The organism is Burkholderia sp. Bp9004 (genome assembly GCF_003858025.1).
GTDB lineage: Bacteria > Pseudomonadota > Gammaproteobacteria > Burkholderiales > Burkholderiaceae > Burkholderia > Burkholderia diffusa.
Window position 1 is genome coordinate 63,309 of the sequence record NZ_QTQD01000030.1, and the last position, 23,608, is coordinate 86,916.

The 23,608-nt window shown below is 65.0% G+C and carries 22 protein-coding genes; 17 read left to right on the forward strand and 5 right to left on the reverse strand.

From position 1 onward, the window contains the following. Positions 1 to 80 precede the first annotated feature (80 nt). The 13 genes from DIE08_RS27315 (at position 81) to DIE08_RS27375 (ending at position 13,639) form a co-directional block, all read left to right on the forward strand. Positions 81 to 581: a prepilin peptidase gene (locus DIE08_RS27315; protein ID WP_124904602.1), complete on the forward strand. Its 501-nt coding sequence runs from the start codon at positions 81 to 83 to the stop codon at positions 579 to 581. Further along, positions 578 to 1,021 carry a TadE/TadG family type IV pilus assembly protein gene (locus DIE08_RS27320; protein ID WP_124625694.1) on the forward strand — a complete coding sequence of 148 codons (444 nt, stop codon included), beginning with the start codon at positions 578 to 580 and terminating at the stop codon, positions 1,019 to 1,021. The genes DIE08_RS27315 and DIE08_RS27320 overlap by 4 nt, the downstream gene beginning before the upstream one ends. Positions 1,022 to 1,110: 89 nt before the next feature. Next, positions 1,111 to 2,046 carry a Flp pilus assembly protein CpaB gene (cpaB, locus tag DIE08_RS27325; protein ID WP_124904604.1) on the forward strand — a complete coding sequence of 312 codons (936 nt, stop codon included), beginning with the start codon at positions 1,111 to 1,113 and terminating at the stop codon, positions 2,044 to 2,046. 64 nt (positions 2,047 to 2,110) lie between these two features. Further along, complete coding sequence (locus DIE08_RS27330; protein WP_124625698.1) at positions 2,111 to 3,442, forward strand: type II and III secretion system protein family protein; 1,332 nt, start codon at positions 2,111 to 2,113, stop codon at positions 3,440 to 3,442. Between the two features lie 60 nt (positions 3,443 to 3,502). Continuing rightward, a complete protein-coding gene (locus DIE08_RS27335) occupies positions 3,503 to 4,777 on the forward strand; it encodes a fimbrial protein (RefSeq protein WP_124904606.1) in 1,275 nt (424 codons plus the stop codon). Positions 4,778 to 4,780: 3 nt separating this feature from the next. Next, entirely contained in the window at positions 4,781 to 6,148 is a 1,368-nt protein-coding gene (locus DIE08_RS27340; RefSeq protein ID WP_059818084.1) for a CpaF family protein, read from the forward strand. After that, on the forward strand, positions 6,141 to 7,133 hold the full coding sequence (locus DIE08_RS27345) for a type II secretion system F family protein (RefSeq protein ID WP_124904608.1): 993 nt from the start codon (positions 6,141 to 6,143) through the stop codon (positions 7,131 to 7,133). The genes DIE08_RS27340 and DIE08_RS27345 overlap by 8 nt, the downstream gene beginning before the upstream one ends. A gap of 4 nt (positions 7,134 to 7,137) precedes the next feature. Then, on the forward strand, positions 7,138 to 8,133 hold the full coding sequence (locus tag DIE08_RS27350; protein ID WP_124904610.1) for a type II secretion system F family protein: 996 nt from the start codon (positions 7,138 to 7,140) through the stop codon (positions 8,131 to 8,133). An 18-nt stretch (positions 8,134 to 8,151) separates the two neighbouring features. Continuing rightward, positions 8,152 to 8,994 (forward strand): pilus assembly protein, encoded by an 843-nt coding sequence (locus tag DIE08_RS27355; RefSeq protein WP_124904612.1) that lies wholly within the window; start codon positions 8,152 to 8,154, stop codon positions 8,992 to 8,994. 26 nt (positions 8,995 to 9,020) lie between these two features. Then, a complete protein-coding gene (locus DIE08_RS27360) occupies positions 9,021 to 9,350 on the forward strand; it encodes a DUF3613 domain-containing protein (protein ID WP_124625981.1) in 330 nt (109 codons plus the stop codon). A gap of 5 nt (positions 9,351 to 9,355) precedes the next feature. Then, positions 9,356 to 11,374: a pilus assembly protein TadG-related protein gene (locus tag DIE08_RS27365; RefSeq protein ID WP_260436570.1), complete on the forward strand. Its 2,019-nt coding sequence runs from the start codon at positions 9,356 to 9,358 to the stop codon at positions 11,372 to 11,374. 110 nt (positions 11,375 to 11,484) lie between these two features. Continuing rightward, positions 11,485 to 12,876 carry a sigma 54-interacting transcriptional regulator gene (locus DIE08_RS27370; protein WP_124904614.1) on the forward strand — a complete coding sequence of 464 codons (1,392 nt, stop codon included), beginning with the start codon at positions 11,485 to 11,487 and terminating at the stop codon, positions 12,874 to 12,876. Positions 12,877 to 12,931: 55 nt separating this feature from the next. After that, positions 12,932 to 13,639 carry a DUF2968 domain-containing protein gene (locus DIE08_RS27375; RefSeq protein ID WP_059608536.1) on the forward strand — a complete coding sequence of 236 codons (708 nt, stop codon included), beginning with the start codon at positions 12,932 to 12,934 and terminating at the stop codon, positions 13,637 to 13,639. A gap of 83 nt (positions 13,640 to 13,722) precedes the next feature. On the opposite strand, the gene hfq is transcribed toward DIE08_RS27375, so the two are convergent. Continuing rightward, a complete protein-coding gene (hfq, locus tag DIE08_RS27380; protein WP_124904638.1) occupies positions 13,723 to 14,289 on the reverse strand; it encodes an RNA chaperone Hfq in 567 nt (188 codons plus the stop codon). A 293-nt stretch (positions 14,290 to 14,582) separates the two neighbouring features. Here hfq and DIE08_RS27385 point away from each other — a divergent pair, with 293 nt between their 5' ends. Further along, on the forward strand, positions 14,583 to 14,864 hold the full coding sequence (locus DIE08_RS27385) for a hypothetical protein (RefSeq protein ID WP_124904616.1): 282 nt from the start codon (positions 14,583 to 14,585) through the stop codon (positions 14,862 to 14,864). A 27-nt stretch (positions 14,865 to 14,891) separates the two neighbouring features. On the opposite strand, the gene DIE08_RS27390 is transcribed toward DIE08_RS27385, so the two are convergent. The 4 genes from DIE08_RS27390 to DIE08_RS27405 all read right to left on the reverse strand — a co-directional run bounded on the left by DIE08_RS27390 (position 14,892) and on the right by DIE08_RS27405 (position 20,274). Next, the gene (locus DIE08_RS27390; protein WP_124904618.1) at positions 14,892 to 15,806 is read right to left on the reverse strand and encodes a DUF1571 domain-containing protein; all 915 of its coding nucleotides are present in this window, start codon (positions 15,804 to 15,806) and stop codon (positions 14,892 to 14,894) included. 29 nt (positions 15,807 to 15,835) lie between these two features. Next, entirely contained in the window at positions 15,836 to 17,590 is a 1,755-nt protein-coding gene (locus DIE08_RS27395; RefSeq protein ID WP_124904620.1) for an AMP-binding protein, read from the reverse strand. Positions 17,591 to 18,018: 428 nt separating this feature from the next. Next, a complete protein-coding gene (locus DIE08_RS27400) occupies positions 18,019 to 18,837 on the reverse strand; it encodes a TetR/AcrR family transcriptional regulator (RefSeq protein WP_059608531.1) in 819 nt (272 codons plus the stop codon). Positions 18,838 to 19,053: 216 nt separating this feature from the next. Then, positions 19,054 to 20,274, reverse strand: a complete 1,221-nt coding sequence (locus DIE08_RS27405) for an MFS transporter (protein ID WP_124904622.1) — start codon at positions 20,272 to 20,274, stop codon at positions 19,054 to 19,056. 281 nt (positions 20,275 to 20,555) lie between these two features. Here DIE08_RS27405 and DIE08_RS27410 point away from each other — a divergent pair, with 281 nt between their 5' ends. The 3 genes from DIE08_RS27410 to DIE08_RS27420 all read left to right on the forward strand — a co-directional run bounded on the left by DIE08_RS27410 (position 20,556) and on the right by DIE08_RS27420 (position 23,601). Next, positions 20,556 to 21,098, forward strand: a complete 543-nt coding sequence (locus tag DIE08_RS27410) for a GNAT family N-acetyltransferase (RefSeq protein ID WP_124904624.1) — start codon at positions 20,556 to 20,558, stop codon at positions 21,096 to 21,098. Positions 21,099 to 21,213: 115 nt separating this feature from the next. Further along, the gene (locus DIE08_RS27415) at positions 21,214 to 21,840 is read left to right on the forward strand and encodes a ParB-like protein (RefSeq protein WP_124904626.1); all 627 of its coding nucleotides are present in this window, start codon (positions 21,214 to 21,216) and stop codon (positions 21,838 to 21,840) included. 24 nt (positions 21,841 to 21,864) lie between these two features. Continuing rightward, positions 21,865 to 23,601: a SulP family inorganic anion transporter gene (locus DIE08_RS27420; protein WP_124904628.1), complete on the forward strand. Its 1,737-nt coding sequence runs from the start codon at positions 21,865 to 21,867 to the stop codon at positions 23,599 to 23,601. Positions 23,602 to 23,608 lie beyond the last annotated feature (7 nt).

Here is a 23,608-nt window from a genome sequence, read left to right on the forward strand (position 1 = left end):
CAATCATTGTCTTTTAGCGTGATATCGGGCGGCTTGCTCCGGCCAGCCGCCCGACTTATATCCGCGACCGGTCTGGCGCGATGGCATATCTATTTTCTATCGGGGCGTTCCTGGCTTGGGCAGTGCTCGTCACGGCCAGTGACATTCGTTCCCGGCGTATTCCGAATTTGCTCGTTGTCGGCGGGTTGGTCGCCGCATTTGCAAGCGCGTTTTGCGGTGCAAATCCGTTCGGCATCGTGCGCGTTCAGGCGCTGCTCGGCACGTTCGTCGGTCTGGTCGGCCTTCTTCCGTTCTTTTTCCTGGGGGTGATGGGCGCGGCCGACGTGAAGGTGTTTGCCGTCCTCGGCGCGTGGTGCGGCGTTCATGGCCTGATGTGGCTCTGGATCGCCGCGAGCCTTGCGGCGGGGATTCACGCGCTCGCCGTGCTGTTGCTGTCTCGCACGACGCTCGGTACGTTGTGGCGGCGTGGCCCACCGGCATTGACGATCGGTCGATATCGCGCGACACCGTATGGCGCGTGCCTTGCCATCCCTGCGGCTGTATGGCTCGTCTGCCTCGTTGCGGGAGGGGGCGTGCGATGAAACGGCAGAGAAAGCGGTGCGAATACGGGCGGCAGCGCGGAGCGACTGCAGTTGAATTCGCAATCATATTTCCGCTTTTCTTCGTGATCTGCTACGGGATCATTTGTTTCGGAATGATTTTCGTGATTCAGCAAAGCTTGACGTTCGCCGCCAGTGAGGGTGCGCGCGCGGGCCTGAATTACGCCCCGGATTTGGCGACTCGAACCGCGAAGGCGCAGGCGACCGCGCAAAACGTCGTCGGTTGGCTAAATATCAGTGCGCCGAACGTCGTCGTGCAGGCACCTGCATGCAAATACGACGGATCGCTGTATTGCCTGTCGGTGACGGTGAGCTATTCACCGCAAGCTTGGGTAAAGACCATGCCCTTTGTGGGCACCATTCTGACCCAGCCGTTGACAAGCACAGCGGTCGTCCAGATTTCGCAGTCGTTGCTTCAATGAGTTGCGCGTCGCGACGAGGCGGTTTTTTGTCGTGCTAATTGTCAGATAAAAAGATTTGAACGGACCTTATCCGGTATCCATACGACAACATGGCCAATAACGTAACGAAGATCATCGCGGGGCTGCTGATTGCGATCGCCGTTCTGCTCGGAATCTACGCATGGATGCTCGGGCGCAGTTCGTCTAGTCCTGTTCCGGCGCAACCGGCGGCGGCCGCGAATCCGGTGCCGGTTGTGGTCGCGACACGCACGCTGTCGGTCGGTCAGCCGATTGCCGCAGACGCATTGAAGATTCAGCCGACCGCACCAGCGCCGGCAGGGGCGTTTTCCGATCCGGCCACACTGGTCGGTCGCGTACCGGCGCGCGACATTCCGGCATCGGCGCCTGTCGTCTCGAGCGCCCTGGTGTCGGGCCTTGCCGAGGACGTCGAGCCGGGCGAACGCGCAATCGCGGTTCGCGTCGACGAGACCAATGCGGTCGGTAACCGGCTGCGGCCCGGTAATTTCGTCGACGTGTTCTTGAACCTGAAGCGGGAAGGGGGCGGCGCGATGTTCGACGGTGAAGTCTCGCAGACGCAGGCACGACTCCTGATGTCGAGGATTCGCGTGCTGTCGTTCGGCGACGCGACGCCGGATCGCGACAGCGGCAACAACACGAACGGCAACAACGGCCAGCCGACCAACACGCGCATCGCGGTACTCGCGGTGCCGACCGCGCAGGTCGATGCGCTGACACTCGGCGAGGCGAGCGGCCGGCTGACGCTCGCGCTGCGCAACCCGCGCGACGACGAGCTTGCGACGCAGACGGTGGCGGTGCGCACCGACAACAAGCTGTCGCCGTCGGCGCTTGCCGCGGCCGGCGTGTCGCTGCAACAGCTGTCCGGCACGTCGAGGGCCGCGGTGGCCAACGTGAACGTGCCGCCGCTGCCGTCGCGCCTGCCACCGGCGACGCGACCAGGCGGCAGCGGAGGCGGGGGCAGCATCGAGGTGATCCGCGGCGGCCGGTCGGAAACGGTCGCGTATTGAACAACATCGATGGCCATCGATATCAGCGACGACAAGTAAAGGCCGTGCGACGGTCCAACAAACAATGAAAAATACACTGACTGCATTCGCGATTGCTCTCTGGACCCTGACATTCGCCTCCATTGCAAGCGCGAGCGGCACGATCGAGCTCGCGGTCGGCGCGCAGCGGCAGATTTCCGCCGGCCACGCGCTGCAGCGGGTCGCCGTCGGCGATCCGGCGATCGCCGACGTGCTGATCATGAAGGGCAGTCGTTCCGGTTCGGTGCTGCTGACCGCGAAAGCGCCGGGTGCGACGAACGTGATGTTGTGGGAGCGTGGTCGCGACGAGCCGACGGTGTGGAGCGTAGAGGTTGTCGACGCGGCGGCGCAAGCGGTACTCGACGGTTCGACGCCGCAGGTGAAGGCGTACGGCGGGACGTCGGTGCTGCGGGGAACGTCGGCGTCGCTCGATGCGCACGAACGGGCCGCGGCGGTCGCCAAAAACATGAGCCCCAAAGGAGCGGTGATCGATCGCTCGACGCTGGCCGGCAAGAACGTCGTGCAGGTCGATGTGCGGGTGGTGGAATTCAGCCGGTCGGTGCTCAAGCAAATCGGCTTCAATTTCTTCAAGCAAAGCAACGGCTTTTCGTTCGGTTCGTTCGCGCCGGGCGGCGTGCAATCGTATAACGGTGCAGCGGGCCCGGGCACGGGCTCATACATTCCGACGCTTGGCGCACCGGTTGCGTCCGCCTTCAATCTGGTCGTGAATGCAGCGGGACGTGGCATCTTCGCCGACCTGTCGCTGCTCGAAGCGAACAACATGGCGCGCGTGCTCGCGGAGCCGACGCTCGTCGCGCTGTCCGGCCAGAGCGCCAGCTTCCTCGCGGGCGGCGAAATCCCGGTGCCGTCCCCACAGGGACTCGGCTCGACCGCGATCCAGTGGAAGCAATACGGCGTCGGGCTGTCGCTGACCCCGACGGTGTTGAGCCCGAGCCGGATCGCGCTGAAGGTCGCTCCGGAATCGAGCCAGCTCGACTTCGTGAACAGCGTGACGATCAGCGGCGTCGCAGTGCCTGGCATCACGACGCGTCGTGCCGATACGACAGTCGAACTCGGTGACGGCGAGAGCTTCGTGATCGGCGGCCTGATCGATCGCCAGACATTGTCGAACGTGAGCAAGGTGCCGCTGCTCGGCGACCTGCCGATCATCGGCACGTTCTTCAAGAACCTGAACTACCAGCAGAACGACAAGGAATTGCTGATCATCGTGACACCGCATCTCGTCGCACCGATTGCGAAGGGGGCGGTACTGCCTGCGACGCCCGGCGAGCTGTCGGAGCAGCGTGACGGGCCGGTGTGGCGATCTTATCTGGGCGGTGCGGCGTCGCCGGATGCAGCACCGGGTTTTTCGAAATGAATCTGAAGCATTGCGCGTCGCGGCACATCGCTACGCCATGCGTAATCGGGGGTGTTCGACATGAATGCACGAACCCAATCATTGTGTGAACCCGCCGTGACCGACTACTTCGTTTGTGCGTCGACAAAGGAAGCGCATGTGCGCTGGTTGGCCGATACGCTGGTTTCGGCCGGTGCGGTCGAGGCCGCGTCGCTGGAACCGGGTGTGCTGGCACAGCGCATCACCGGGCTCAATCCGGCACTGGTATTCATCGACTTCTCCGAGCGCAGCGAAGCGGCGAGCGTAGCCGTGGCCACGGTACGTGCGGCGCATCCGGGGATGCCGATCGTCGCGCTCGGCTCGCTCACCCAGCCGGAGAGCGCGCTCGCCGCACTGCGTGCGGGCGTGCGCGACTTCATCGACGTGTCGGCATCGGCCGAGGACGCGCTGCGAACGACGCGTGGGTTGCTGTCCGACGTGGGCGAGCCGACGAGCCGCCACGGCAAGGTCGTCGCGTTGCTCGGCGCGCGCGCTGGCATGGGCGTCAGCACGCTTGCCGCGAATCTCGCGGTCTGGCTGCAGAAGCGGGCGCTCGGCCCGGGTGCGACGGGGGGACCGGACGGCGGCGCGCCGGCCGGGCGCCAGACCGCGCTGATCGACCTGGGGCTGCCGGCCGGTGACGGTGCGCTGTTCCTGAACACGCGCTGCGAATTTCACTTCATCGACGCCGTGCAGAATCTGCGCCGCATCGATCGCACGTTCGTGAACACCGCGCTCACGCGACACCAGAGCGGCGTCGCACTGACGACGCTGCCGCCGGACCTCGGCGGGTTGCGCGACGTGTCCTATGCGTCATGCATCGGGCTGCTGAACCGTTTCCGTGCGTTCTTCGACCAGCAGGTCGTCGATCTCGGCGGGTTCTCGAATCGCGAGTTCGTCACGCAGATCGCCGCATCGGCCGACGAGGCGTGGCTTGTCTGCGATCAGGGCGTCGCGTCGATCGTTTCGGCCGCCGACCTGCTCACCGGGCTGCGCGATGCGGGCGTCGATACCGATCGCGTCAAGCTCGTGGTCAACCAGTACGATTCCGCGCTGGACCTGATGCCCGGGCAGATCGCCGAGCGTCTCGGGTTGTCGCTGGTCGGCACCTTGCCCGCACGTCGCGTCGCGATCGGCCATGCGGCGAACCAGGGGCGACTCATTGTCGACGCGGCGGAGCGCGACCCGTATGTGCGCGCACTCGAATCCCTCGCCACGCGGCTGCCGGGTATCTCGGGCATGGCGGGCGCGTCGCGCGCGGCGCCCGGCCTGTCGGCGCTCAAACGTTTCATTCAACCCTCGTCCAAGCGGTCATAACCGATGGCACACGACATTCAATTCGCCGACGGCGCAGCGCCGTTCTCCCAGACGCAGCAATTCCACGACATCAAGAATGCCGCGCATGAACACCTGCTGACGCGGATCGAGGAACTGGGCGCCGAGTTCGGCCGATGGTCGCGCCAGGCGATCAATCAGTTCGTCGATCTCGAGATCGACAGCTTCGTCCGCCTGCGCCGCATTCCGCTCAACGAGAACGAGGTGCGCGCGATCGCCGAGGCACTGACGAAGGAACTCGCGGGCTTCGGGCCGATCGAGGATCTGCTCGCGGATCCTGCGGTCGAGGACATCCTGATCAACGGCTACAACGACGTGTACGTGTCGCGGCACGGGATCCTCGCGAAACTGCCGGTGCGCTTTACCGACAATGCGCACTTGCTGCGAATCGTGCGCCGGATCCTCGCGCCGATCGGGCGCCGTCTCGACGAATCGAATCCCATGGTCGACGCGCGACTGCCCGATGGCGGCCGCGTGAACGTCGTGATCGAGCCGTTGTCGATCGACGGCCCGATCGTGTCGATCCGGAAATTCCGCAAGGATCCGCTCAAGCCATCGGACCTGCTCGGCAACGGCACGTACAACGACGAGATCGGCGCGCTGCTCGAGGCGGCGGTCGAGGCACGCTGCAACGTGCTCGTGTCGGGCGGCACGAGTTCGGGCAAGACGTCGCTGCTCAATGCGCTCGCATTCCACATTCCGGAGGCCGAGCGTGTCGTGACGATCGAGGATACGGCGGAGCTGTCGCTGAATCACCCGCACGTCGTGCGGCTCGAAAGCCGCCCGGGCGGATTCGACGGTAGCGGTGTCGTGACGATTCGCGACCTGTTGCGCAACACGCTGCGGATGCGTCCGGACCGGATCATCGTCGGCGAAGTGCGCGGCGGCGAGGTGCTCGAAATGCTGCAGGCCATGAACACGGGCCATGACGGCTCGATGGGCACCGTGCACGCGAGTTCGCCGCGCGAGTGTCTGTACCGTCTCGAGATGCTCGCGGGCTTCGCCGGCTTCCAGGGGACCGAGTCGAGCTTGCGTCGCCAGATCGCGAACGCAATCGACTTCATCGTGCAGATCGGGCGGCTGTCGAATGGACGCCGCCGGATTCTGTCGATCACCGAGGTGACCGGTCTGTCCGACAACATCATCGCGACGCAGGAACTGTATCGCTACGAAGCGCGCGTGACGCCGGAAGGCGAGGAAATCGATCACTGGGAATCGCTCGGCATCCATCCGCATTCGCCGAAGCTCGCGCGCTTCCGCCAGACACTGACGAACAGCGCAATGGGCGGGGGCGGTTTCGGTGGCGGCTTTGGTGGCGGCGGTTTCGGCCGCGGCGGGGGCTTCAATGTATAGCGCGATGATCTGGGTACTCGCGGTCGCGATGCTGTGCGTGGCATCGGCACTGATGCTATGGCGACATGCGGAAACCCGGCGCGTACGCACCGATGCGAAGCGCTTCATCGACAGTCGGCTCGAACCGGGCGTGCGCGTGGCGGCGCCGGCTGCACGATCGGCGGCATCGGCTGCATCACGGGCCGTGTCGTCTTCCGGTGGCGCGCGCAATGCCGCGTCTCGTGCTTTCTGGGCGCACTGGCATGCAGTTGCAACGGAGTATCTGACCAACCTCGTGAACCGTGCGGGGATCGAAGGCGCACGCGGCAAGGCGATCGTCGCGCTGACCGTTCTCGTCGCGGTTGCGGCGATCGCGGGCAGCCGCGGCGGCGCGCTCGCGTGTTTCGCGGCGCTTGCGTGCGGGGGCGCGATTTTCGGCGTCTGGCTCACGTCGCGAATCCAGAAGCGGCGACTGAAAATCGTCCGACAGATCCCCTCATTTCTCGACGGGATCGTGCGACTGGTGACGCTCGGCAACAGCGTGCCGGCTGCATTCCAGGCTGCGCTGCTGACGACGGAGGAGCCGCTGCGGGGGTGTCTCGATCACGTGTCGCGCATGCTGCGCACGGGTGTCGAGATCGACCGCGCAATGCTTCATATCGCCAGGATCTACCGTACCGAGGAGTTCGAACTGCTCGGCTCGGTACTGCGGTTGTCGGTGAAGTATGGCGGTCGCGCGGACGTCATGCTGGAACGGATGGCCGTATTCATGCGCGACCTCGAGCAAGCGGAGCGCGAGCTGACGGCGATGTCGGCGGAGACGCGGCTGTCGGCATTCGTGCTCGTGATGTTGCCGATCGGGATCGGCGGCTTTGTCGTGATGACCAATCCGAAGTACCTGGAAGGGATGTGGAACGATCCGAGCGGACAAATGCTCCTCCTGTTCGCGTTCCTGGCGCAGGTTGCGGGTAGCGTGTGGCTGTATCGAATGGCTCGACTCAGGTGATGCGATGACAGCAACTCAGATCGGATCGGTCGCACTGGCACTTGGCGCGCTGGGCGTGCTGTTGTTTGGAATGATCGCGTTGTTGCGTGCGAGCGCGGCGTCGCGTGCCGAACGTGCGTTGGCCGATGCGCTCGACCAGCGCATGGCAGCGCTCGAAGCAGCCAAGGCTCGGACCGTTGCGGATGATGCTCCATCCGCGAAACCGGACACGCGCGGGCGCGAGCGCATCGAGCGCATGCTTGCGCGATTCTCGGCAACGGGGATGCGCTGGCTCGATACCGGGTTCGGCAAGCACATCGTCGCAGACGAGGACCGTCGTCTGCTCGAGCAATGTGGTTACGTCGACGCGCGTACGCGCGGGCTGTTCCTGATCGCGCGAATTGCATGCGGGATTGCATTGCCGTTGCTGTTCGCGATATTCGCGAGCGGACGAACGACGAGCGGAATGTGGATGATCGGCATGTTCGCCGCATTCGGGTTCGGCTTCATGTTGCCGAAGCTCTACCTGCAGCGTCGTGCCGCCGCACGGCGCCAGAGTGTCATCGACGAACTGCCGTTGCTCGTCGACATGCTGCGCTTGTTGCAGGGCGTCGGATTGTCACTGGATCAAAGCCTGCAGGTCGTGACGAACGATTTCCGCGGGATGATGCCGGTTCTGTCGTCGGAGGTTGGGATCGCGCAGCGTCAATTCGCAGCGGGCCGCACGCGCGAGCAGTCGATGCAGAGGCTATCGAGCGGATTCGACAACGAGGACTTGCGCGCGATTGCGCGGCTGATGGTGCAGGTCGACAAGCACGGCGGCGCGGTACAGGAGCCGCTCAAGCAGTTCGGCGACCGGCTTCGGGAAACGCGCCGCGCGATGCTGCGCGACCGGATCGGTCGGCTGACCGTAAAGATGACCGGTGTGATGGTGGTGACGTTGCTGCCTGCACTGCTGATCGTGACGGCCGGCCCCGGGTTGTTGGCCGTGATGCGTGCGCTGACGGCGCATCATCATTGATGGACGGAAGAAAAGACGATGAAGCGGATCAGCGAAATGGCGGGGCACGCTGGCGTGGTGGCGGTGGTAGCGCTGCTCGGCGCCTGTGCGACCAAGGAGGGCGGGTACGGCGTGAACGCGCAGGCAGAACGCGCGGCGCTGATTCAGGCGGCCGACCAGAAGCAGGCGGTGCCGGATACGCCTGCGATGTATCTCGGTCTGATCCAGCGGATGCAGGCGCAGGGCCTCTATTACGCGTCGCTCGCGCATATCGACGCTTACGACAAGGCCTACGGCGTGTCGCCGGACACGATTCTGCTGCGTGCGGACGCGCTGCGGATGACCGACCAACCGGCTGCCAGCGCGGCAGCGTACACGCAGTTGCTGAAGACGCCGCTCGCCTCGCGTGGTTACCGGGGGCTGGGGTTGATCGCCGGTGCGGCCGGCGATTTCGGCCTGGCTGTGCAGGCACTGACGCAGGCGTCGGAGCTTGCGCCGACCGACGCGTCGCTGCTGTCCGATCTCGCCTATGCGAAATTGCGTAACGGCGATGTGGTCGGCGCGCGGGTGCCGTTGATGAAGGCGGCGGAACTGGATCAACGCAATCCGAAGATCGTCAGCAACCTCGCGCTGTATCTGCTCGCTTCCGGGCGCACGCAGGATGCGCAGCGACTGATGAATCAGCAGCATTTGCCGGCGGATATCCGCAAGGACATCATTGGCGATGCCGGAAAAATTGCAGCCGCGGCACGCGCACAGCAGCGTGCGGTCGCGACGCCGCCGGTGGTATCGCGGCACGCCGCGACCGCGCCGATCACGCCGATGGCAAACAATTTCGGCTATGACCAGACCGTGCCGCTGCTGCAACGGTTTGCACAATGAACAGAACAAACAGGCGGGGGAACGACATGAACAACAATGATCGTCGGAACATGCGTGCGGGGCGGATTGCGATGCTGGGGGCAATTGCCTGCGTGGCACTCGGAACCGTCACCGCATACGCGCAGCAACAGGATACGGCACCGGTCGCGTCCGACGTGGGTCGCTCGACCAGGGACTGGCTCACGATGCAGGGCGAAAATCGGGCGGCAGCGCCGACGCAACCGTTGCTGGGCGACGTCGCATCGTTGATCTACCAGCGTTATCTCGATTCGTTCAAGAACAAGATTCCTGAGTCGATGAGCACGCAGCTCGGTTCGTCCGGTGGCATGTCGGGTAACGGATCGGGCGCGCAGTAAGCGACATGGCGATGCGCGCGAATCAGTCACGGGTGGGGCGGCGATACGGCACCGGCGGGCCGGCACGGCAGCGTCAGCACGGCTCCATCGCGATCATGGCGGCGATCTGGCTGTCGGTTGCCGTCATCGTACTCAGCGGGATCGATATCGGCCGCTTTTATTCCGAACGGCGCCATATGCAGGCGGCTGCCGATCTGGCCGCGCTGTCCTCGGTCATGAAAGCCAGCGCGGATACGACCTGCTCGGCGGCGAAGACGGCGGCCCAGCAGGTCGCGAGCCCTACGGCGAATTCCGTACCGGCAAACGCCACCGTTTCCGTGACGTGCGGCGTCTGGACTGCGCCTCAAACCAGCGGCGGTGCGGCGACGTTTACGCCGACCGCTGGCGATCCGATCAACGGTCAATGCGGCGGCTTGTCGGCAGGACCTGCCGGATCAACGACCGGCCAGTCGGCCAACGCCGTGTGCGTGAGCGTTTCCGAACCGGTGACAGGCTTTTTCCGCGGCGTAAAGTCGATCAGTGCGTCGGCCATGGCGAAGAGCACGCCGACCGATACCTTTACGCTGACTACGTCGCTCGCCGCGTTGAATGGCGGGCTGGCCAATCAATTGCTCCAGACGCTGACCGGCTCGCCCAATGCGTTGAGCCTCAACGCTGTCGATTACCAGGGGCTGGCACAAGTCAACCTGAAGCTGGCGGGCATTCTTGCCAATTTGCCGGTCGGCTCGAGCACGGCCGTACTGAATGGCTCCGTGACCCTTGGTCAGTTGGCCAACGCGTTGGTGCAGGCGGCGACCCAACAGAACCTGGTGGGCGCGAACCTGAACGTGCTTAACGCGATCGTCGTTGCACTTTGTTCCGGCAGTGTCTGCGGTGGACCGCAGATCGCGCTTAACCAGCTGGTTTCAGCCGCGGTGGCCAATGGAAGCTCTGCCGTCGACGCCAGCGTCAACGCGCTCGGACTGTTGTCGACCGCGCTTCAGGTCGCGAACGGCACGAATCCTGTTGCCATCCCGAACATCACGGTCCAGACACCGACCGCGCTCGCGCCGCTGCTGAACGCGACGGTGTCGGGTTCCGTCGTACTCGCCGGAACGCCGCCGGCCACCGCGAGTGGCCCGCCCGGACCGTCGAATTGCGGGACGTCGAATTGCTTGACCAATACGTCGACAGCGCAAGGGAACGTGTTCCTGAATACGTCGATATCGCTGCTGTCGACGTGCTCCAACGGATCCCTGGTCTATCCGGGAGGCACCTGCCCGTCAGGCAAGGCGACGCCGCTGGCCGCCGTGCAACTGCCGATTACCGCGTATGTCGCGCCGGCGAAAGCCGGGCTCGCCTCCGTCACCTGTTCCGCGAACGGCACGAAGAGTGCGACAGTGAACGTGCAGACCGGGGTGGTGGCCGTGTATCTCGGCGGGGCGGCCAATACGCCGATCAATCTCAACGCTCCGAGCGGATATGCGCCCAGTACCGCACCGCCGATCACGCTCGTGTCCGTCAACTTGCAGAGCCTGCTCAATCTGTTGAACCTCGGCGGATTGATTTCCGGGTTGACGACGTTGGTCAACGTGTTGACCTTCGGCGCCCTCGACCTGACCCAGATCTCGGTCAACATCAACCTGACGCCCGGGCAGCTGACGATCCCCGTCGCCAATCAAACGCCGACGCCCTTGACGTTCACCTATCCCGGCAGTCCGGCATCACCGTACATGTTGAGCGTAGGAACCGATCAATTCCTGTCGCCGGCGGTCCAAAGTGCGCTTAACAGTGGCCTGTCGGTGCAGTTGACGGCGAATAGCGGCTTGCTTTCGTTGCTCGGATTGGTCGTCACGCCAGTGTTGAACGTCGTGCTCGGGCCGATTTTGTCCGCGCTGGGAACGACGCTCGTTCCGCTCCTCCTGCAGCCGATCGATTCCCTGCTGACTTCGGTCACCGGCTTGCTCGGCTTGAGTCTGGGGAATGCCTATGTCACAAATACACCGGACTCGATCAAATGCGGCAATCCGATGCTCGTGCAATGAAGATCGCGGCGTCCACTTGCGTCGGGAGCGCGGGCAGCGCTTCCGACCATGCCGCGCGCTTGGCCCGCAGTGCCGCATCACTCGTCAATAACCGTAGCCGCACCTGAATCATGAGAACCACTTCCGCAATCGCAGAACTCGACCTGTACGTCTGGGAAGGCAAGGCGGACATCGTCGACCGCGTTGCCCGTTGCATGGCGAGCTTCGACGTCGAAGTGATCCGCGCCGACAATGCGGAAATCTCGCCGGAGCGCGCCGCATTGCGGCCGTCGCTCGCGATCATCAGCGTGACGATGATCGAAACCGGCGCGGCATTCCTGCGCGACTGGCAGGCCAACATCGGCATGCCGGTCGTCTGGGTCGGTGCGGCGCGCGACCACGACGCGTCGCAGTATCCGCCCGACTATTCGCACATCCTGCCGCTCGACTTCACCTGCGCCGAACTGCGCGGGATGATCGGCAAGCTCGTCACGCAGCTGCGCGCGCATGCGGCCGATACGCTGCAACCTTCCGAACTCGTCGCGCACTCGGAGTCGATGCAGGCGCTGCTGCGCGAGGTCGATACGTTCGCCGACTGCGACACCAACGTGCTGCTGCACGGCGAAACCGGCGTCGGTAAGGAACGTATCGCGCAATTGCTTCACGAAAAGCATTCGCGCTACCGGAACGGCGAATTCGTTCCGGTCAACTGCGGCGCGATTCCGGATGGCCTGTTCGAATCGCTGTTCTTCGGGCACGCGAAAGGCTCGTTCACCGGCGCGGTTGTTGCGCATAAAGGCTATTTCGAGCAGGCGGCGGGCGGCACGTTGTTCCTCGACGAAGTCGGCGACCTGCCGTTGTACCAGCAGGTCAAGCTGCTGCGTGTGCTCGAGGACGGCACCGTGCTGCGGGTCGGCGCGACGACGCCGATCAAGGTCGATTTCCGTCTCGTCGCGGCCAGCAACAAGAAGCTGCCGCAACTCGTGAAGGAAGGCCTGTTCCGCGCGGATCTCTACTATCGGCTCGCGGTGATCGAGCTGAGCATTCCGTCGCTGGAAGAACGGGGCGCGGTCGACAAGATCGCGCTGTTCAAGTCGTTCGTCGCTGAGGTGGTGGGCGACGAGCGGCTCGCGCAATTGTCTGACCTGCCTTACTGGCTCGCGGACGCGGTAGCGGACAGCTATTTCCCCGGCAACGTGCGCGAACTGCGCAACCTTGCCGAGCGCGTCGGGGTGACGGTGCGGCAAACGGGCGGCTGGGATGCCGCTCGACTGCAGCGGCTGATCGCCCATGCGCGCAATTCGGCGCAGCCCGTGCCGGTGGAGAGTGCGGCAGAGGTTTTCGTCGACCGCAGCAAGTGGGACATGAACGAGCGCAGCCGCGTGATCGCTGCCCTCGACGCAAACGGTTGGCGGCGCCAGGATACGGCTCAGCAGCTCGGCATCAGCCGGAAGGTCCTGTGGGAAAAGATGCGCAAATATCAGATATTCGACGAAGAGCCCGAGACCCGCGAAAGCGAGTAACTAATGAGATAAAATCGCGCTGAATTACAACGACACGGGCGGGGAATTGATATTCATGAGCCATATGACGGGGTTGGGGCGGGCGTGTGTGTTGCTCGCCATGATGGGAGGCATGCAGGGCGCGTTCGCGCAGGGGTTGGCCGGCAACGCATCGCCGGCGGTACAGCAGGCGTCGGCACCGGTGGCGGCGATTCCGGTGATCGACCAGCAGGTTCAGACGTCGGTGCAGCCGCAGGCGGGCGAGACGACCGGGCAGAGCACGGTCGACGAACTTCAGCGCCAGATCCAGGCGCATTCGCTGACGGAAATGCGCACCAGCTATAACGGCAGCTACGGCGCGAGCCTGCTGTTCAGCGTGAAGGACGGTTCCTATTTCGTCGCGCTGTTCCAGCAGAAGGCGTTCTGGCGTGTGATCAAGACCTACGACGAGACGCGGGCGGAAACGATCTATCGCGATTTCTCGCGTCAGGCGGAACGGCTGGCCGTCAACGAACTGCGTGCGGCGAAGCTGGAATCGCAGAAGGCGCAGATGGACCGGCAGATCGAAGTCACGCAGGAGCGGGCGCGGCGTCTGCAGGCGGACATCTCGATCGCACGCGAGCAGCAGGCAACGGTCGCGGATCGCCAGAAGAGCGTCCGCGCCGAGACGGCGGCGTTGCAGGCGCAACAGGCGCAGCTTCAGTCGCAATTGCGCGCATTGCAGCAGCAGGTGCGTTCGCTGCAGCGCGAGGCCGACGCAGGCTTGCCGACGACGGCACACTGAGCGATCACGGCACGGCCGGTGCGGCGACATGCCGCGCCGACCCACCAGAAAAAAGGGCAAGCCATTTGGCTTGCCCTTTCGTTTTACTGGCCGTCCGGCACGATTCGCCGGCGGCGCGTAACGATCACCGGCCCATTGCCGCCGCGTGTGTCGGACGGCGACGTGTTGCCCGATGCGTCGCCGGCGTCGCGCGGTGTGCTGTAGCTTTCGCGCGGGGCGCCATAGCCTTCGCGGGGCTCGCGCGGCGCGCCATAACCGTCGCGCGGTTCACGGGAACCATAACCTTCCCGCGGTTCGCGCGAGCCGTAGCCGCCGCCGTCGCCGCGCGATTCGCGGGCGCCGCCGTGCGAGCCGTACGGGCTGTGGCCGCCGCCTTCGCGGCCGCCCGGCCGACCACCGGTACGCGGGCCGCGGGGGCCGCCGCCGCCCGGGCGCGAGCCGCCCGTGTCGAGCTGGATCGTGGAAATCGCACGCTTGTAGATGCCTTGCAGACCCACGGGGGTGCGCAGCATCACCAGGTACTGGTCGAACGACTCGATACACCCCGTCAGACGAATGCCGTTGACGAGATAGATTTCAACACGCTTACGTTCCTTGCGCGCCGAATTGATGAAGTCGTTTTGCGGATGGGATTCTGCGGGATTGGCCATTGAGGTGCGGCAGGAGCCTGCGTCAGAGAATATGTTGTGCGTGTGTGGCGTGGTCGCCCACCAAGTGTTTGGCGGGATTTTACCCTGTTCGTTCCACCAGTGCGCAGTCGCGATTGTGTCGAACCGTAACCCACTATAGACGTTCCCGTGCATTTGCGCGATTCGGTCGAATGGCTAGTGCCGTTTCGTTACGTCGCGTTACGACTCTCGCAGCGGCGTAGCACCTGGCGGTGCGCGGCGCGATTACATTCGACGCGCGTGCCGGGCTGGCCGGCGGATCCGGGAAGGGGAACATGAACAAGCAGGGATTTGCGGTGTGGATCGGGAGTGTGGCGTTGCTCGCTTCCGGCAGTGCAATGGCGGGACACGTCGACCTGTCGGTGGGCATCGGCGTGCCGGTCGCACCGGTCTATGCCGAACCGGCGCCGGTCTATGTGGCGCCGCAGCCGGCGGTGGTCGCCTATCCGGGTTACGGATACGGCTACTACGGCGACGAGGACGACGACGGTTATCGGAGATGGCGCAGGCACGATCACAGGCATTGGCACAAGCATCACGACGATGACGACGATTGAGCGCGACCCGCGCGGCGCCGGTGACGATCAGAACGCGTAATCCGGATTCTTCGGGTCGAACGCGGATTCGTCGAGCGTCGCCGGCGCGATTTTCTCGATGATGATCCGTTCGAAGATCTTGCCGTCGTTGTCATAGGATTCGACAGTCCTGAAGTACGGCGCGTGCAGGTCGAGCCCGAGCGTTTCCTTCTTCGCATAGAACTGCGGGCGGCCGGTCGGCGTCTCGTAGGTGAGCGCGACGACGCGCACCCCGCCGATCGTCTTCGCTTCCACCTGCGTCGGCCGCTGCACGCCGGCTTCCTGGTATTTCTTCCCTTCGGTCAGGTACAGGTTCGTGATGAACTCGGTGCCGAGATCCTTCACCTGGTGATTCGACTGCGCGCGTGCGAGTGCGCCGTCGAGCGCCGTCCACAGCGGAATCTTGCCGAGCAGGCCGCCGAGATGGCCGTACATCTCGTCCTTGCGCCGGGTCGTGTCGTAGATCGTCTCCTGTCCCGCATGCGCGCCGTCCGGCAGCCATTTCGCATACACCCGCAACGGTTCGCGGGTCGTCTTCACGAGCATGCGGTCGGGCGTGTCCGACCATTTCCCGCTGATGCGCTCCTGGCGCACCATCGTGAACTGGTACGACGGATAGCCGTTGGGACCATTGCGGATATAGAGCGGAACGGTGAGCGGATCGAGTGTCTTGAACAGCGCCGTGAGCGTCGCGTCGTCAAGTTGTGCGAGCGTGCCGCGCTGGGCGGCCGTGCGCAGCCAGCGCGCCTGCTGCGCGACCGGCTCGCGCGTGACCTTCGCCAGGTCCGCCGGCAGTGCGCCCTCCTGGACCGCGCTCGCGGCAGCGGCGGTTTCCTGCGCATGCAGGCCGGCTTGAGCTAGCGACAGCATGCACACAATGGCCGCGGCGGCGTGCCGCGTGCGGCGCTTCGTTCCTTCGTTCATCGACAGCGTCTCCCGGGGCGATGGATCGTTCAGCCTCGCTTCGCGGCGTTGAGCTTGGCGAGTTCCTCGTCGCGCAGCGCGCGGCGCAGGATCTTGCCGACATTCGTCTGCGGCAGCGCGTCGCGGAACTCGACGAACTTCGGCATCTTGTAGCCGGTCAGGTTCTTGCGGCAGTGCGCGAGCACGTCGTCGACCGTCAGCGTCGGGTCGCGGCGCACGACGAAGACCTTGATCCGTTCGCCCTGGACTTCGTCCGGGATGCCGATCGCGGCGGCTTCGCTGATGCCCGGATGCATGACCAGCACTTCCTCGATCTCGTTCGGATACACGTTGAAGCCCGAGACGAGGATCATGTCCTTCTTGCGGTCGATGAGGCGGATGAAGCCGTGTTCGTCCATCACGCCAATGTCTCCGGTGCCGAGCCAGCCGTCGGCGTCGATCACCTTCGCGGTCTCGTCGGGCCGCTGCCAGTAGCCGCGCATCACCTGCGGGCCGTGCACGCACAGCTCGCCGGGCTCGCCGATGCCGGCCCAGGTGCCGTCCTCGCGCCGGAAGCGCACGAGCGTCGACGGCGCGGGCAGGCCGATCGAGCCGCTGAATGCGGCCATGTCGTTCAGGTTCACTGGATTCATCGTGACGATCGGCGAGCATTCGGTGAGCCCGTAGCCTTCGACGACCGGCCGCCCCGTGACCTCGTGAAAGCGCTCCGCGACCGCGCGCTGCATCGCCATGCCGCCCGCCATCGCGAGCTTGAGCTTCGAGAAGTCGCGCTTGCGGAATTCCTCGTTGTCGAGGAACGCGTTGTACAGCGTGTTGATCCCGGTGATTCCGGTGAACGTTTCGTTGCGGATGATCTTCATCACCATCTTCATGTCGCGCGGGTTCGCGATCAGGATGTTGCGACCGCCGAGCCCCATGAAGATGAACGCGTTCACCGTCAGCGAATAAATGTGATAGAGCGGCAGTGGCGTCAGCACGGTCTCGACGTCGCCCGAGACCTGGTCGGCGATCCACGCCTTGGCCTGAAGCAGGTTCGCGATCAGGTTGCCGTGCGTGAGCATCGCGCCTTTCGCCACGCCTGTCGTGCCGCCCGTGTATTGCAGGAACGCGAGATCGTCGCGCGTCGTCCGCACCGGTTGCGGTCTGCCGCGTGCGCCGAGCGCGAGGGCGGCGCGCAGCCGGATCGCCTGCGGCAGGGTGTAGGGCGGCACGAGCTTTTTCACGTGCTTCAGCACGAAATTGATCAGGCGCCCCTTTGCATTGAAGCCGTCTGCGAGCAGGTCGCCGAGCGCGGTGACGACGATGTTCTTCACCTGCGTTTCCGGCAACGCGTCCTGCAGGGTGCGTGCGAAGTTCTCGAACACGACGATCGTCTGCGCGCCGCTGTCCTTCAACTGGTGCGCGAGTTCGCGCGCGGTATAGAGCGGGTTGACGTTGACGACGATCGCGCCGGTTTTCAGCGTCCCGAACAGCGCGACCGGGTACTGGAACGTATTCGGCAGCATGATCGCGACGCGGTCGCCCGGCTTCACGCCGGTGCTTTGCAGATACGACGCGAACGCATCGACTTTCTGCGCGAGCGTGCGGTAGGTCATCGATGCGCCTGCGCTCACGTAGGCGACCCGCTCGGCGAAGCGCGTCGTGCATTCGTCGAAGAATTGCACGAGCGATGCGTATTGCGTGACGTCGATCTCGTGCGGCACGCCGGGCGGATACGACGCGTACCAGATGCCATCGGTGTTCGGCGGGAGCTGGGCCGCTGCGGTTGCTGCGGATGATGACATGATGTGTCTCCGTTGTCGGTGAGAGTTGGCGCTTCAGCGCCTACTCTCACCCCATGCTTTGCGGTCGGTGAGAGTCGACGCTTCGGCGCTTACGCTCACCCCATGCTTTGCGTTCGGCGAGAGTCGACGCTTCAGCGCTTGCTCTCACCCCATGCTTTGCGGTCGGCGAGAGTTGGCGCTTCAGCGCTTGCTCTCACCCCATGCTTTGCGGTCGGCAAGAGTCGACGCTTCAGCGCGTGCTCTCACCCCGTGCTTTGCAGTCAGTGAGAATCGACGCTTCAACGCGATATTCTCGCCATGCCTTTTTTGTCGACGAGCGCAAGCCACCTTGGCTCCCGCCGCATGACATTCGTTCGGCCCGGGCCAGCGCATCAACGCCGGTCCGGGCCGCCAAAATCGTGAATCGCCGCCTGAGCGGCTCGGCGCGATCAGCTCGCCGAATGCACCGTCGCCGGATCGGCAGCCGGCGCGCTCGAGGACAGCCCGAACGCCTCGCTCGCACCCGCATCGTCGAGCACGGCCGCGAAGATCGACAGCTGCGCGCTGTCGGGCATCGGCGCCTTCAGTGCGGCGACGATCAGCGAGGACAGCCGCGCGATCATCTGCACGTCGTTCATCGTGCGGCCTTGCGAGAATTCGTCGATCAGGCTTTCGGTTTCGGCACCGGCCAGCGCGCCGGACAGCGCACCGATCGCGAAGTGCAGCCGCCAGCCGAGCTCCGTGCGCGGCAGATGCGGCAGCGCGCGCTGGAACGCGTCGAAGAAGCGGCCGGCGACGCTCGCGTAGTGCGCGGTCAGGAAGTTGCGCACGAACGGCGACGGGTCGGTGTACGCGCGGCCGATCAGCCGCAGGAATGCGGGGCCGCCGCGGTCGGGGTCGCGCGACGCCTTCAGCGCGGGAATGAACATCGCGCCGAGCACGTGTTCGCAGGTGATATGCGCACCGAGCTGCGCATCGAAGCGGTCGAGGATGCCGAGGCGCTCCTGGTTGAGCTGGTCGAGCCGACGCGACAGCATCGCGTGGATCAGCGCTTCCTTGCTGCCGAAGTGGTAGTTGACCGCGGCGAGGTTCACCGCCGCGCGCGACGTGATCTGCCGCATCGACATCGCTTCGAAGCCGTGCTCGATGAACAGGTCCTCGGCCGCATCGAGAATGCGCGCCTTCGTCCCGCCGGTCTGCCGATTGCCGGATGACCGCGTCCCGGACGGCCGTCCCGCCGACGGTCGCCCCTCCTGACTGACTGCCATGTCCCGCCTCCCAATGCCGGTCGCCCGGCCGCGAACAGGTGATTTGATTATCTGATTCAAACAGCCGTTTTTATTAAGATAAAAAAACGCGGGCAGCACGGGCAAGCGAGGAATCTGGACAAATTCCTCTAGTTCGATGTGCAGATGCGGAAAGTATGTCGCGTGGCCCCGGCGGGACGGGGCACGCGTGATGGTGCGATGCGGCAATATGCAGGCTCACCCGACGGTGGTACGCGTATTGACCGATTGCGTCATGTCGATACCGCGCCGTTCGCGGCTGAACAGGATCAGCACGGCGATCACGACGGCCACGATGCCGGCCACGAGCGCCAGGGCGAAACCGTAGTTGTTGCCCTGGGAAACCGCGAGCGACGCCTGCATCGTCGCGTTGCCGGACGCGAGCAGGTTGCCGAGCTGGTAGACGAAACCGGGGAAGGTCGCGCGAATCTCGTCGGGCGAGATCTCGTTCAGGTGAACCGGTATCACGCCCCACGCGCCCTGTACCGAGATCTGCATCAGGAACGCGCCGGCGGCGAGCGCGACTGGGCCGCTCGAGAACGCCCAGAGCGGCAGAATCGGCAGCGCGATCAGCGCGGCGATGAAGATCGCGCGACGGCGGCCGATCTTCTCCGAGATCGCGCCGAACGACAGGCCGCCGACGATCGCGCCGATGTTCAGCACGATCGTGATCCACGACACGGTATGCGGATCGAAGTGATGCTGTTCGCGCAGGAAGGTGGGGTAGAGGTCCTGCGTGCCGTGCGAGAAGAAGTTGAACGCGGTCATCAGCACGATCGCGTAGATCGTGAGTTTCCAGTTTTGCTGGATCGTGGTTACGAGACTCGGCCGCGCACGTTTTTCCATCTGCTTCCAGGCCGGCGATTCGGGCACGTGCGTGCGCACATACAGCACGAGCAGCGCGGGCAGCACGCCGACCATGAACATGCCGCGCCAGCCGATGTACTGGTAGAAGAGGCCGAACACGACAGACGCGAGCAGGTAGCCGCTCGGATAGCCAGCCTGCAGCAAGCCCGACACGAAGCCGCGCGCGTGGGTCGGCACGGTTTCCATCGTCAGCGCGGAGCCGACGCCCCATTCACCGCCCATCGCGATGCCGAACAGCGCGCGCAGCGCCAGCAGCGCGGCGAGGCTCGGCGCGAAGCCCGACGCGAGTTCGAGCAGCGAATAGCACGCGATGTTGACCATCAGTGTCGGACGGCGGCCGAAGCGGTCGGCGAGCCGGCCGAAGATCAGCGCGCCGATCGGGCGCATCGCGAGCGTGAGCGTCAGCGCAAACGCGACGGCGGGGATCGTCGACGCGAATTCGGTGGCGATGTCCTTCAGCACGAAGACCATCAGGAAAAAATCGAACGCGTCGAGTGTCCAGCCCAGGTAGGCGGCGATCGTGACGTTGCGTTGTTCGCGGGTCCAGCTCATGTCCGAGGTCTCCTCGTTGGCTTGCGCGCTCACGATCCGCAGGCGGATGCCGGCCCGGCTTGCGCGCGGTGCGGGGGCATGGATCGAGTGTAGGCCGCGGCACCGTACGATGTGGGGGGCGATAACCGCGAATCGGGAATAATCCCTATGAAATGGGCTGTTGAGAAAACCGAAATGAGCGTGCACGAGACAGGCGACAGGCGCCTGTATCATGCCGGAAGGCTTTTTGTATCAGTTATGTAATGTGCGCGATGCGCATCGCCACCGAATCAGGAGTCCCGATGCCCCAACCCTCCGTTGCCGCATTGCCCGTCCTGGAGACCGGGCGGCTGTGGCTGCGCGCGCGCGTGCTGGCAGATCTCGACGCGAGCATCGAGATGGATCGCGATCCGGAGGTCACGCGCTACATTTCGGGCCCGTGGCACGACCCGGACGAACATCGCCGCTTCGTCACGCACCGGATCACACGCGCGTATCCGCCGGGCCTCGGCTACTGGTCGATCTTCGAGAAGGCCGCGCCCGACGCGTTCATCGGATGGATCCTGTTGATTCCCGACTATGCGGGCGGCGCGCGCGACGTCGAGATCGGCTGGCGGCTCGTGCGCGCGGCGTGGGGGCGCGGCATCGCATGCGAGGCCGCCACGGCCGTCGTGCGTCATGCGTTCGACACCGTGCGGCTGCCGCGCGTGATCGCCGACATTGCCGAGGCGAACACGGGTTCGCTGAACGTCGCACGCAAGCTCGGGATGCGGCGCGTGAGCGTCGTTCATGACGGAATTCCCTACGTTCGTCATCGTCTCGAGCGCGACGACCTGCGTGCATAGTGTTGCGCTCCGTTGTCAGAGATGGTCAAGCGCATGCGTATCGAGGCCGCGACGTATTAACGGCTCGCAAGATCCGGAGTATCGTTGCCGGAAATTCGTAACATGGGGCACGACCATGGCACTCGGCAACGACGTTCATCTCATTCCCGTCCGGCTCGACGCACTGCGTCCGACGCAAATGACGGTCGGCTATCGCGAAGTGAAAGCGAAGCGCAAGCACTGGAAGACGCTCGACAAGCGCGCACGCAAGGCCGCGATCGAGTCGCACTGGTTTCCGGCCGTCCTCGGCCCGGACGGGCTGCACTACATCACCGACCATCACCATCTCGGCCTCGCGCTGATCGAGGAAGGGGAGACGCGTGTGAACGTGATGCTGCTGAAGGATCTGTCCTGGCTCGACAACACGATCTTCTGGCGGATGATGGAACACAACCAGTGGGTGCATCCGTTCGGCACGGATGGTTCGCGTCGCGAATACGCACATCTGCCGAAGGCGCTGACGGGGCTCGAGGACGATCCGTACCGGAGCCTCGCGGGCGAGCTGCGCACGGCCGGCGGCTACGCGAAGGATGCGACGCCGTTCAGCGAATTCCTGTGGGCCGACTACCTGCGCCAGCACGTGACGCTCGACCAGATCCGCAAGAACTTCTCGAAGGCGCTCGACCTCTCGCTGCGCCGTGCGCATGAGCAAGACGCCCGCTATCTGCCCGGCTGGTCGGGTGTCATCGCCGTCAAACCCTGATACGCGCCCGGCGCCTGCCAGTTCATGACGACCGTCCCCCCCCATCCGGATGCCGGCCCGCAGCATCCCGGGCATTTCGCTGCACTCGATGCGGCAACGCCGTCGCCCACGCAGCGCATCGGTCTCGATGCGCTGGCCGGCCTGTCGATCGCCGGGCTGCTGATTCCCGAGGCGGTCGCGTACGCGGGTCTCGCCAACCTGCCGCCGCAAGCCGGCCTCATCGCACTGCTGTCGGGTCTCGTCGTCTATGCGCTGACCGGCAGCAGTCGCTTTGCGATCGTGTCGTCGACGTCGTCGTCGGCGGCCGTGCTCGCCGCGACCGTGCTGGCCGAGTCCGGGATGGCGCTTGCCGCGCAGCTCGCGCTGGCGGCCGCGCTCGTCACGATGACGGGCGTGCTGTTCATCCTGGCGGGCGCCGCGCGACTGGGCGGCATGTCGGATTTCGTCGCGCGTCCGGTCCTGCGCGGTTTCACGTTCGGCCTGGCGCTGACGATCGTCATCAAGCAACTGCCGAAGATTCTCGCGATCTCCGTGCAGCACGGTGACGCGCCGCATGCCGCGCTCGAGCTCGTCGCCGGCGCATCGCACGCGAACCTCGCGAGCGTCGCGCTCGGCACGACCGCGCTCGCGTTGCTGTTCGTGCTCGGCCGGCGCTCGCGCGTGCCCGCGACACTGGTCGTGATCGTGCTGTCGATCGCGGCCGGGTATATGGTCGACTGGCAGCAATACGGGATCGCGATCGTCGGACACATCGATTTCCGGCACATCGAATTCGGGCTGCCGCATCTCGACCGCAATGCATGGATGCAGACGGTCGAACTTGCTTTCGCGCTGATGCTGATCCTGTATGCGGAATCGTACGGATCGATTCGCAACTTCGCGCTGAAGCACGGTGACAGCGTGTCGGCGAACCGGGACCTCGTCGCGCTCGGCTGCGCGAACCTCGTGTCGGGGCTGCTGCACGGGATGCCGGTCGGCGCCGGCTATTCGGCGACGGCCGCGAACGAGGCGGCCGGTGCGCGGTCGCGTTTCGCGGGCTTGTGGGCGGCCGGCGTGGTCGCGCTGATCGTGTGGCTGCTGCTGCCGCAGCTTGCGCGCACGCCGGAGCCCGTGCTCGCGGCGATCGTGATCTTCGCGGTCAGCCACTCGCTGCATCCGTCGGTGTTCCGGCCGTACTGGGTCTGGCATCGCGACCGGCTCGTCGTGATCGCCGCGCTGCTCGCGGTGCTCGTGCTCGGCGTGCTGCACGGACTGCTCGCGGCCATCGGCGTGAACCTGCTGCTGACGCTGCGCAAGTTGTCGGAGCCGAACGTGAGCGTGCTCGGCCGGCTGCGCGACGGGCACGACTTCGTCGACGTCGCGAATCACGCCGATGCGAAGCCGGTACCCGGAGTGCTGATCGTGCGGCCCGAGGCGCAGCTATTCTTCGCGAACGCGGACCGGATGCTCAATCGCGTGCGTGTGCTGATGAAGGCCGCGCCCGATGCGCGTACCGTGCTGCTGAGTCTCGAGGAAACGCCGGACGTGGACGGCACGACGATCGAGTCGTTGCGCACGTTCGCGGCCGAATGCGCGGCCCGCGGGCTGCAGTTCGCGATCGTGCGGCTCAAGGAGCACGCGCTGCATGCGCTGCGCCGCGCGGCCGACGAGACGCTGCGCGACGACGCGATGTCCGAACTGAGTGTCGACGAGAGCCTGCAATTGCTGCAGGCGCGCGGCAATGGCGGCAATGGTGGGAAGGGCGCGCAGGGCGATGCGTGACGATGCG

Coding starts and splice junctions, on each gene's coding strand:
- DIE08_RS27330 (WP_124625698.1), top strand. CDS start 2,111: ATGAAAAATACACTGACTGCATTCGCGATTGCTCTCTGGACCCTGACA.
- hfq (WP_124904638.1), bottom strand. CDS start 14,289: ATGGCCAATCCCGCAGAATCCCATCCGCAAAACGACTTCATCAATTCG.
- DIE08_RS27370 (WP_124904614.1), top strand. CDS start 11,485: ATGAGAACCACTTCCGCAATCGCAGAACTCGACCTGTACGTCTGGGAA.
- DIE08_RS27340 (WP_059818084.1), top strand. CDS start 4,781: ATGGCACACGACATTCAATTCGCCGACGGCGCAGCGCCGTTCTCCCAG.
- DIE08_RS27345 (WP_124904608.1), top strand. CDS start 6,141: ATGTATAGCGCGATGATCTGGGTACTCGCGGTCGCGATGCTGTGCGTG.
- DIE08_RS27405 (WP_124904622.1), bottom strand. CDS start 20,274: ATGAGCTGGACCCGCGAACAACGCAACGTCACGATCGCCGCCTACCTG.
- DIE08_RS27410 (WP_124904624.1), top strand. CDS start 20,556: ATGCCCCAACCCTCCGTTGCCGCATTGCCCGTCCTGGAGACCGGGCGG.
- DIE08_RS27400 (WP_059608531.1), bottom strand. CDS start 18,837: ATGGCAGTCAGTCAGGAGGGGCGACCGTCGGCGGGACGGCCGTCCGGG.
- DIE08_RS27335 (WP_124904606.1), top strand. CDS start 3,503: ATGAATGCACGAACCCAATCATTGTGTGAACCCGCCGTGACCGACTAC.
- DIE08_RS27360 (WP_124625981.1), top strand. CDS start 9,021: ATGAACAACAATGATCGTCGGAACATGCGTGCGGGGCGGATTGCGATG.
- DIE08_RS27420 (WP_124904628.1), top strand. CDS start 21,865: ATGACGACCGTCCCCCCCCATCCGGATGCCGGCCCGCAGCATCCCGGG.
- DIE08_RS27375 (WP_059608536.1), top strand. CDS start 12,932: ATGAGCCATATGACGGGGTTGGGGCGGGCGTGTGTGTTGCTCGCCATG.
- DIE08_RS27320 (WP_124625694.1), top strand. CDS start 578: ATGAAACGGCAGAGAAAGCGGTGCGAATACGGGCGGCAGCGCGGAGCG.
- DIE08_RS27385 (WP_124904616.1), top strand. CDS start 14,583: ATGAACAAGCAGGGATTTGCGGTGTGGATCGGGAGTGTGGCGTTGCTC.
- DIE08_RS27415 (WP_124904626.1), top strand. CDS start 21,214: ATGGCACTCGGCAACGACGTTCATCTCATTCCCGTCCGGCTCGACGCA.
- DIE08_RS27365 (WP_260436570.1), top strand. CDS start 9,356: ATGGCGATGCGCGCGAATCAGTCACGGGTGGGGCGGCGATACGGCACC.
- cpaB (WP_124904604.1), top strand. CDS start 1,111: ATGGCCAATAACGTAACGAAGATCATCGCGGGGCTGCTGATTGCGATC.
- DIE08_RS27315 (WP_124904602.1), top strand. CDS start 81: ATGGCATATCTATTTTCTATCGGGGCGTTCCTGGCTTGGGCAGTGCTC.
- DIE08_RS27350 (WP_124904610.1), top strand. CDS start 7,138: ATGACAGCAACTCAGATCGGATCGGTCGCACTGGCACTTGGCGCGCTG.
- DIE08_RS27355 (WP_124904612.1), top strand. CDS start 8,152: ATGAAGCGGATCAGCGAAATGGCGGGGCACGCTGGCGTGGTGGCGGTG.
- DIE08_RS27390 (WP_124904618.1), bottom strand. CDS start 15,806: ATGAACGAAGGAACGAAGCGCCGCACGCGGCACGCCGCCGCGGCCATT.
- DIE08_RS27395 (WP_124904620.1), bottom strand. CDS start 17,590: ATGTCATCATCCGCAGCAACCGCAGCGGCCCAGCTCCCGCCGAACACC.